The organism is Steroidobacter sp. (assembly GCF_036402275.1).
Taxonomy (GTDB): domain Bacteria; phylum Pseudomonadota; class Gammaproteobacteria; order Steroidobacterales; family Steroidobacteraceae; genus Steroidobacter.
The window spans coordinates 137,808-145,988 of record NZ_DASWTF010000028.1; the positions used below are offsets into that span (position 1 = coordinate 137,808).

The 8,181-nt window shown below is 62.5% G+C and carries 8 protein-coding genes; 6 read left to right on the top strand and 2 right to left on the bottom strand.

Annotated elements, in window-relative coordinates; all coding sequences use genetic code 11:
• Nucleotides 1-68: 68 nt before the first annotated feature.
• Entirely contained in the window at nt 69-1,106 is a 1,038-nt protein-coding gene (locus VGD45_RS13355; protein ID WP_349263266.1) for an aldo/keto reductase, read from the top strand.
• Between the two features lie 2 nt (nt 1,107-1,108).
• Here VGD45_RS13355 and VGD45_RS13360 read toward each other — a convergent pair whose 3' ends face one another.
• Nucleotides 1,109-3,946: an ATP-binding protein gene (locus VGD45_RS13360; RefSeq protein ID WP_331155810.1), complete on the bottom strand. Its 2,838-nt coding sequence runs from the start codon at nt 3,944-3,946 to the stop codon at nt 1,109-1,111.
• Here VGD45_RS13360 and VGD45_RS13365 point away from each other — a divergent pair.
• The 5 genes from VGD45_RS13365 (at nt 3,945) to VGD45_RS13385 (ending at nt 7,678) form a co-directional block, all read left to right on the top strand.
• Nucleotides 3,945-5,165, top strand: a complete 1,221-nt coding sequence (locus VGD45_RS13365; protein WP_331155811.1) for an MFS transporter — start codon at nt 3,945-3,947, stop codon at nt 5,163-5,165. The two genes, VGD45_RS13360 and VGD45_RS13365, sit on opposite strands and share 2 nt — an antisense overlap.
• A gap of 87 nt (nt 5,166-5,252) precedes the next feature.
• Nucleotides 5,253-5,669, top strand: coding sequence for an organic hydroperoxide resistance protein (locus VGD45_RS13370; protein ID WP_331155812.1), 417 nt, complete (start codon nt 5,253-5,255; stop codon nt 5,667-5,669).
• Between the two features lie 12 nt (nt 5,670-5,681).
• A complete protein-coding gene (locus tag VGD45_RS13375; protein WP_331155813.1) occupies nt 5,682-6,254 on the top strand; it encodes a response regulator transcription factor in 573 nt (190 codons plus the stop codon).
• Nucleotides 6,255-6,272: 18 nt separating this feature from the next.
• Nucleotides 6,273-7,313, top strand: a complete 1,041-nt coding sequence (locus tag VGD45_RS13380; protein ID WP_331155814.1) for an alpha/beta hydrolase — start codon at nt 6,273-6,275, stop codon at nt 7,311-7,313.
• Nucleotides 7,314-7,381: 68 nt separating this feature from the next.
• Nucleotides 7,382-7,678, top strand: a complete 297-nt coding sequence (locus VGD45_RS13385) for a hypothetical protein (RefSeq protein ID WP_331155815.1) — start codon at nt 7,382-7,384, stop codon at nt 7,676-7,678.
• Between the two features lie 160 nt (nt 7,679-7,838).
• On the opposite strand, the gene VGD45_RS13390 is transcribed toward VGD45_RS13385, so the two are convergent.
• A partial coding sequence (locus VGD45_RS13390; protein WP_331155816.1) for a DUF4351 domain-containing protein occupies nt 7,839-8,181 on the bottom strand: 343 nt, incomplete at its 5' end.

The following is an 8,181-nucleotide window of genomic DNA, read 5'->3' on the forward strand; positions in this document are numbered from 1 at the left end:
ATGTGTAACTGACGGCACGGCGCGAATGGCTATACAAAGACCCTCCATCCGCGACGTGAGTCATGGCAGTGGAATACAGGAAACTCGGCAGGTCAGGCTTCAGCGTGCCGGCATTGAGCTTCGGCACCGCCACTTTTGGCGGCGCGCATGAAATGATGAAGACCTGGGGCACGACCGACGTGAGCCAGACGACCCGCCTCGTCGACATCTGCCTGGACGCAGGCTTGAACATGTTCGACTCGGCCAACGTGTACTCCGACGGCGTCGCCGAGGAGATTCTGGGTGCGGCGATTCGTGGCCGACGGCGTCAAGTGATCGTCTCCACCAAAGTCGGCATGCGCACGGGACCGGGCGCCAACGACGCCGGGGCTTCCCGGCACGCACTGCTGCAAGCAGTGGAGGGATCGCTGCGCCGGCTCGGCACTGACTACATCGACCTCTTGCAACTCCACGAGTTCGACGCCATCACGCCCATGGAAGAGACCTTGGGCACGCTCAACGATCTCGTGTGGGCAGGCAAGGTCCGCTACATCGGCGCGTCCAACTATTCGGGCTGGCACTTGATGAAATCGCTGGCCACTTCGGAGCGTCACGGGTGGGCTCGATACGTCGCGCATCAGGCGTTCTATTCGCTCGCCAATCGCGATTACGAACTGGAGTTGCTACCGCTCGGCCTGGATCAGGAGGTCGCCGCCATCGTTTGGAGTCCGCTTGCCTGGGGACGGTTGACGGGCAAGTTCCGGCGCGGTCAGGCTTCGACGCAGAGCTCGCGACTCGATGCGAAGGTCAATCGCGACTACGGCCCGCAGGTCGAGGACGAACACCTGTACACCATCATCGATGCCATCGACGAAGTCGCGGTCGAGACCGGCAAGACGGTCACGCAGATTGCATTGAACTGGCTGTTGCAGCGGCCGACGATCGCCAGCGTCATCATTGGCGCCCGCGATGAGGAGCAGCTGAAACAAAACCTCGGCGCGGTGGGTTGGAAGTTGACCGCCGAGCAGATGACGAAGCTGGATGCCGCGAGCGCGAGCAAGCGACAGCTTCCCTATCCCTACTGGCATCAGCGCGCGTTCGCCGGGCGCAATCCGACGCCGGTTTGATGCTAGTGGCGCGCGGACAGGGTCTGCAGAAGTCGATCCGCCGCGCGCAGATCTTCGGTGTCGAATCCTTCAGTGAAGGATTCGCGCACCGATCGCAGCAGGCCCGTGGCGTCGGCAACACGGTCGCGGTCCTTCCAGAGTCGCGCGAGATCCATGGCAGCTCTCAGCTCCCAGCCTCGCGCGCCTTGGTTGCGGCTGCATTCGAGCGCCTCTTGCAGATCTCTCTCGGCTTCGTCGGCGTGATCGGGGCCGATGCATCGGAGCGCGTTCGCTTTAGCTCTAAGAAGCTCTGGCAGCTGATACAGCTCACCATTGGCGCGGCACCGTTCGATGGTCGCGCTCACTCGCTCGATCGCCTCCTGATATCGGCCGAGCAGGATCAAGCCTTCGGCGCGCGCGATCTCGAATGTGCTCGTCAGCAAGTCATATCGGGCGGCGTGTAATCGAGTGAGGCTGTCCTCGATCAAGTCGAGTGCATTGTCGGGTTCCCCGCGCTGAATGCTCAGTTGCCCTCGGAAACCGTCCGAGGCAGCGATGTATGGGCCGAACGCATTTACTTCCGCGTAGTTCGAGAATGTTTCGAGACCTGCCTGCGCGTGCGGCAGATCGCCGCGCCACAGATGCACCGAATGCGACCAGATCAGCGCGATGCAATGGGTAATCGGATGATCGAGTCCCGACGCTTCCTGCACGGCCTGCTCAGCAACCCGTTTCGCCTGATCCGCGTAGCCTTGTAGCCAGAGCGTGCGCGCAAGGGCGATCGTCGACCGATTGCGGTGGTCGAAGCCGTAGCAAATGGTGCGCCCCCGGAGGGAAGGCAGACTCCGTCGCAAGGACAATTCGAGGTCGCGACGTGCGCGCGTCTGGTCGCCCGCGAGATGGTGCGATATTCCTGCAAGCGACGCGGCGATGGCGGTGGCTTCGGGTTCGCCGATCACATCGGCGACCCGGATCGCGGTTTCGGCCCAGGCGCGGGCGCTTTCGAAATCGCCAATACGCTCATGGAAGATATGCAGCCGTCCGAGCAGTCGCAGGCGGCTCCAGTGATCGTCGAGCGCGGTCGCGATTTCCAACGCTCGTCGTAAAGCGGCATCGACCGCTTCGGTGTTGCCACGCGTGAACATCATCGACAGGCCATGGGCCGTTTGAAGCTCGAGCTCGGTGACGGTGCCCACATGCCGCTCGTCGAGTTGACGGAGCGCACGCTCGCACCACGTTCGGCACTCGACCAGCAGCGAGAGTGCGTTGAAAGCGCGTGTGCTCACCGCAGCCAGCCGCACCGCGAGCAACGCATCTCCCTCGGGACCGAAGCTCCATTCCAGCGCGCTGCGAATGTTTCCTAACATGTGCGAGAACAGTGGCGCTTCCTGTTCGAGATTCATGTCGGCCAGATGAATCGCATCGAGCACTTCGGTGAAGAAGTCCGCATGTCGGCGCGCGACCGCCTGATGCTCATCGCTACCGCGGGCAAGCAACAGTTTCTTCGCGTAAGCGCGCGTCATCTCCAGCAATCGATAGGAGCTGCCGTCGCCCGAGCGGTCCGGGACGATGAGCGATTTCGCAGTGAGCTCGTCGAGGCAAGCGACCGCGGTTTCGGTCGTCACGAGATCGTCGCTCACTACGTGCAGGGCTGCATCGAATGTGAAGGGGCCCAGGAACACCGAGAGTCTTTCGAAGGTGCGCCGCTGCGATTCGGAGAGCAGGTCGTAGCTCCAGTCGAGCGTGGCTTGCAGCGTTTGCTGACGGGGCACCGCCGTGCGTCGTCCCGTCCAGCCGAGACTGAACCATTCACCCAGCAGCTTCGATGTCGCGCGCAATCCGTGAGTCGCGACTCTGCCCGCCGTGAGCTCGATCGGCAGCGCCATGCCGTCGAGGCGACGACACATATCCGCAATCATTCGCGCGGCTTCCGAGTCGACCGTGAGAGCGCTGTTGCCGGCAGACGCGCGTTCGATGAACAACTCCACGGCGGGATACGAGAGCAACTCGTCGAGCGACATCCCCGTCGCATCGCCCGGATAGTCGAGAGGATTCAGCCAATGCACGTGCTCGCCGCGAACGCGCAGCGTTTCGCGACTGGTCGCGAGAATGCTCGTCTTGGGAGCCGCATCCTTGATCTGCTCGACGATGTTCGCCACCGCTTCGATCAAGTGCTCGCAATTGTCCAGCACGAGCAGCAACTGTCGCGAGCGGATGTGGTTGAGGATCACCGTCAGCGGATCCGCGCCCTGCACCGGAATGCCGAGCACGCCCGCGATCGCCGAGGGAATGAGCGCTGGATCCTGCAGTGTGGCCAGATCAACGAAGCTGGTGCCGTCCGCGAAGTGCGACGACGATGCATGCGCGATCTCGACCGCGAGCGTGGTCTTGCCAACTCCAGCAGGGCCCACGATTGTGAACAACTGCGTCCCGGTGATCCGGTCGCTGAGCGTTTCGATCTCGTGCTTGCGGCCGATGACGCGCGCCGGGCGCACCGGTAGACTGCCGACCGTCGTGGGAGCAGCGCTCCTTCTTGGTGTGTGCGACGGCGACACTTTGACAACAGGCGCGACGAATGCGTAACCGACGCCGGTCTGGGTGGCGATGTAGCGCGCGCCGTCTTCGCCGTCGCCGAGAATTTTGCGCAGGCTCGCCATGTGAAAGCGCAGGCTGCCTTCTTCGACGACCACGCCGGGCCAGACTCGTTTCAGCAATTCATGTTTGAGGACCACTCGACCGGGCTGTTCCACCAGCACCATCAGCAGCTCGAGCGAACGTCCGCCGATCTCCACGGCGACACCGTCTTTTTTTAACAAGCGCTCGCCCGGGATGAGGCTGAAGGGTCCGAATGTGATCTGCATGAGACCAAAATGGTATCGCACCTTGGACGGCGACGCTCGCCGGGCCTTCTGGACCTCGTTCTCGGGCTTCAGCCTGGATGCGATGGACATCCAGCTGTATTCGTTCGTGTTGCCGGCGCTGCTCGCGGTCTGGGGCCTGAGTCATGCGGAAGCGGGATGGCTGGCCACCGTTGCTTTGACATCGTCGGCGGCCGGCGGCTGGATCGCGGGCTTGCTCGCCGACCGGTTCGGTCGCGTGCGCCTGCTGAAGATCACCGTGTTATGGTTCGCGATCGCCACCTGTCTGTGCGCGCTCGCGGATAATTTCGAGCAGTTATTGATCGCGCGCGCCTTGCAGGGACTCGGCTTCGGCGGCGAGCTGGCGGTGGGCGTCGTGTTCGTCGGTGAGGTGGCCCGGCCGGACATCCGGGGCCGCATGGTGGGAATGGTCCAAAGCGGCTGGGCCGTCGGCTGGGGATTGGCGGCCGCGATCGCGGCGGTGGCGTTGTCGGTGTTGCCGCCGGAATTGGGATGGCGAGCGACTTTCATCTTCGGAGTTCTGCCGGCGTTCGCCGTGTATCTGTTCCGTAGACGGCTCAAGGAGTCGGAGGTATTTCGCAGCTCGACGCGTCGCTCGTCATGGCGCGCTATCTTCTCCGGCCCGATCGTGGGTGCGACCCTTCGAGGCAGCATCCTGGCGTCGGGCATGCACGGCGGCTACTGGGCGATTGCGACGTGGTGGCCGGCCATGCTTCGCGCCGAACGAGGGTTGTCGCTCACTGGCAGCAGTCCGTATCTGGCGGCGTTGATCCTGGGCTCGTTCTTCGGTTACGTCGGCGGTTCGTGGCTCAGCGACCAGGCGGGCCGTCGAGTGACGCTGATGGGTTTCGCCGTGAGCGGCATCGTGCTCGCGCTGACATACGCCGAGTTTCCACTGACGGGGATGTCGCTGTTGCTGTTCAGCGCCCCGCTCGGCTTCGTCGCGACCGGCATGTTCTCTGTCGTCGGTCCGATTCTTACTGAACTGTTCCCCACGGAGCTGCGCGGCTCCGGGCTCGGCTTCTGCTACAACCTGGGTCGAGGCGTCGCGGGTGTGACGCCCGTGCTGGTCGGCGGAAATATCGAGCGCCTTGGCGTCGGCCCGGCCATTGGCCTGTATGTCGCGTGCGCCTATGGCTTCGTGTTAGCCGCCGCAGTCGTGCTGCCGGAGACGCGGGGGCGAACACTGCTGGAAGTTTGACGCCTCACAACGTTTAACAACAGCTAACGGGCTTTGCGAGGCCGCCTGCGAGAGGATGCAATCGTCACCTTTTGCAGAGATCGGACCATGCAGCCGCTCGATAAAGTTCTATACACTGCTCGGACCCACACCCAGGGAGGGCGCGACGGTTCGGCGCGCAGCTCCGATGGTCGTCTCGATGTCCGCCTGACTCAGCCCGGCAGCACGGGCGATGGCACGAATCCGGAGCAACTGTTTGCCGCGGGCTGGTCTGCGTGCTTCATGGGCGCGATCAAGATTGCCGCGAGCAAGATGAAAATTTCGCTGCCTACCTCGCCGGCGGTCGATGCCGAAGTCGATCTCGGCATGCGCGGCGATGCGTATGAGCTCGCTGCACGCCTCACCGTGTCGCTGCCTGGCGTCGATCGCGAAGTCGCGCAGCGACTGCTGGCGGCGGCTCACGAGACTTGCCCGTATGCGCGGGCGACTCGCAACAACATCGCGGTCAGCATCGAGCTCGCTTGAGGCGGCCATCGTATGTCAGCGAACGCGAAAACGTTACCTTCGCCGCAGCTGGCCGCCGGGCCTGCGTGCCTCATCCTCGATCTGCCGCGCTCCGACGTCGATGAGCTGGAGCTGCAGTCGCTGCTCGCCGATCGCCGCGGCGTTCCTGTCATCTTCATCGCCGACAATCCGAGCGCGCGAACCATCGTTCGCGCGATGAAGGCAGGAGCGGTCGAAGTGCTGACCAAGCCCGTCGACGAAGCGCTGCTGCTCGATGCGGTTCGGCAGGCGCTGCAACTCAGCACCACACAGCGCGAGCGGGAGTCAGAGCGGCTGCTGCTGCAGGAAAAGTATGAGCGACTCAGCCCTCGCGAGCGCGAAGTCATGACGTACGTCGTACGCGGGCATATGAATAAGAACATCGCCGTCGAACTCGGCATTTCCGAGATCACGGTGAAGGTTCATCGCGGGCAGGTGATGCGGAAGATGCAGGCGGAGTCCCTGGCTGATCTGGTGAACATGGCGAGGGCGTTACGCATCGACGCGCCCGCCGATTCTAACGAAACGTTCGCGGTGCCGGCTGCGATCGACACTCAGTGCGCATGATAAAGAGGAGCGCATTTCATGTCTGACCCACTGAACCGCAATCGCCGCGATCTGCTCGGCGCGGCCACGCTTTCGTTGCTCGCGTCGCAACTGCCTTTGACGGCTCGGGCCAACACTGGTGGCTCGGGCAACTCTCCCACACAGAAGGGTGGTCCCTTGAAATCGTTTACCTCGGTGAAACAGATCGACGCCGGCGTCTTAAATATCGGTTACGTCGACGCGGGCGATCCGCGCGGCAAGCCGGTCGTCCTGTTGCATGGCTGGCCCTATGACATTCACACGTACTTCGATGTCGTGCCGCTGCTCACTGCTGCAGGCTATCGAGTCATCGTTCCACACCTGCGCGGGTATGGCACGACACGATTCCTCTCGCAGAATGCGTTCCGCAATGGCCAGCAAGCGGCGCTCGCGCTCGATGTCATCGCGCTGATGGATGCGCTGAAGATCAAACAGGCCGTTATCGGCGGCTGCGATTGGGGCGCGCGCAGCGCCGACATCGTCGCGGCGCTCTGGCCCGAGCGCTGCAAGGCGCTCGTCGCGGTGAGCGGCTATCTCATCGGCAGCCAGGCGTTGAATCGCAATCCGTTGCCGCCGCAAGCCGAGTTGCAATGGTGGTACCAATACTATTTCACGACCGAGCGCGGCGAAGCTGGCTACCGGAAGTACACGCGTGAGTTTGCTCGTTTGATCTGGACGTCTGCTTCGCCTCAGTGGAAGTTCGACGACGAGACCTTTGCGCGATCCGCGGCTGCCTTCGATAATCCCGATCACGTGGCGATCGCCATCCACAACTATCGCTGGCGTTTGAGCCTGGGCGAGGGCGAATCCCAGTACGACCAGTACGAGCAGAAGCTGTCGGCGTTCCCGACCATCGGCGTGCCGACGATCACGATGGAAGGCGACGCCAACGGCGCTCCGCATGCGGATCCGGCGGCTTACGCCAAGAAGTTCTCGGGGAAGTACGAACACCGCAACATCACCGGCGGCGTCGGCCACAACCTGCCGCAGGAAGCGCCGCAGGCGTTCGCTAAAGCGATCATCGACGCGGATAAGATGTAAGTAGATGCAGCGTTCTTCGCGTAGTACCCTCGTTCCACGCAATCTCAGTCGGGATGTAGTCACGTAGCATGAAGGTCTCTGACCACGAGCCCCACACCTGGTTTCTCCTGGAGGAGTCAGGCCGGTATTACATCGACGCCCGTGTCACGCGCTCGGCGGCTGAATGGAGCATTCTTGTGGAATTGACTCCGCAGGAATATCGCGAGTACCACGCAATCGGTCGGCTGTATCTTTCCTATCTCGCAGCGCGCATCCACAACTTCGCCGATGAATACTCGGCCCGTGACCTGACCAAGGCGCTCGGCGAAAAAGCGATGCGCGCTATTCAGGAGTGGCGAACATCCGGCGGCGGAAGGCCGCATTGATTCGATCGAGAACTTACGCCCGAATTTAACAGTTGACGTTTCCACGGAAATGCCGAGTGTTAAATTGCGACGGGAGGCGGACATCTCGGGACACTCGTTCGGTCACCACGGGAACGGGGCGTCGTCCTGGTAAACCGAGAACGATTCGTTTCGATGAGTCTTATGTGTTGGCGTGAGCACTGTCTTCGGCAGGGTCTAGGGCGGCGTCGAGTGTGGGCGCTGTCAGCAAACGTTTTGCGATCTCTTCCAACTCGGTGCTGGACGCGGCAGCGATTCGTGAGCGAGTGGCTTCATCGAGTGGACCGAAACGCAGGGTGAGTTGCTTGCCAACTATATCCGCGATGCCTTCAGCTTTCCCTTCAGCCTTGCCCTGGCCGTAGTACTTCCTGGCAAAGTCACTCTGATATTCGTAATTCGCTGGCATCATATCGCGTAACGCCCGGCGGGCGGCCTCGCTGAGGTGATGATGAATGAGATCAAAATACAGCCGCGCATGCTCGGTG

What these genes read in the sequence shown, in the direction of transcription:
- VGD45_RS13365 (WP_331155811.1), top strand. Translation starts at nt 3,945, where the DNA reads ATGAGACCAAAATGGTATCGCACCTTGGACGGCGACGCTCGCCGGGCC.
- VGD45_RS13360 (WP_331155810.1), bottom strand. Translation starts at nt 3,946, where the DNA reads ATGCAGATCACATTCGGACCCTTCAGCCTCATCCCGGGCGAGCGCTTG.
- VGD45_RS13370 (WP_331155812.1), top strand. Translation starts at nt 5,253, where the DNA reads ATGCAGCCGCTCGATAAAGTTCTATACACTGCTCGGACCCACACCCAG.
- VGD45_RS13375 (WP_331155813.1), top strand. Translation starts at nt 5,682, where the DNA reads ATGTCAGCGAACGCGAAAACGTTACCTTCGCCGCAGCTGGCCGCCGGG.
- VGD45_RS13380 (WP_331155814.1), top strand. Translation starts at nt 6,273, where the DNA reads ATGTCTGACCCACTGAACCGCAATCGCCGCGATCTGCTCGGCGCGGCC.
- VGD45_RS13385 (WP_331155815.1), top strand. Translation starts at nt 7,382, where the DNA reads ATGAAGGTCTCTGACCACGAGCCCCACACCTGGTTTCTCCTGGAGGAG.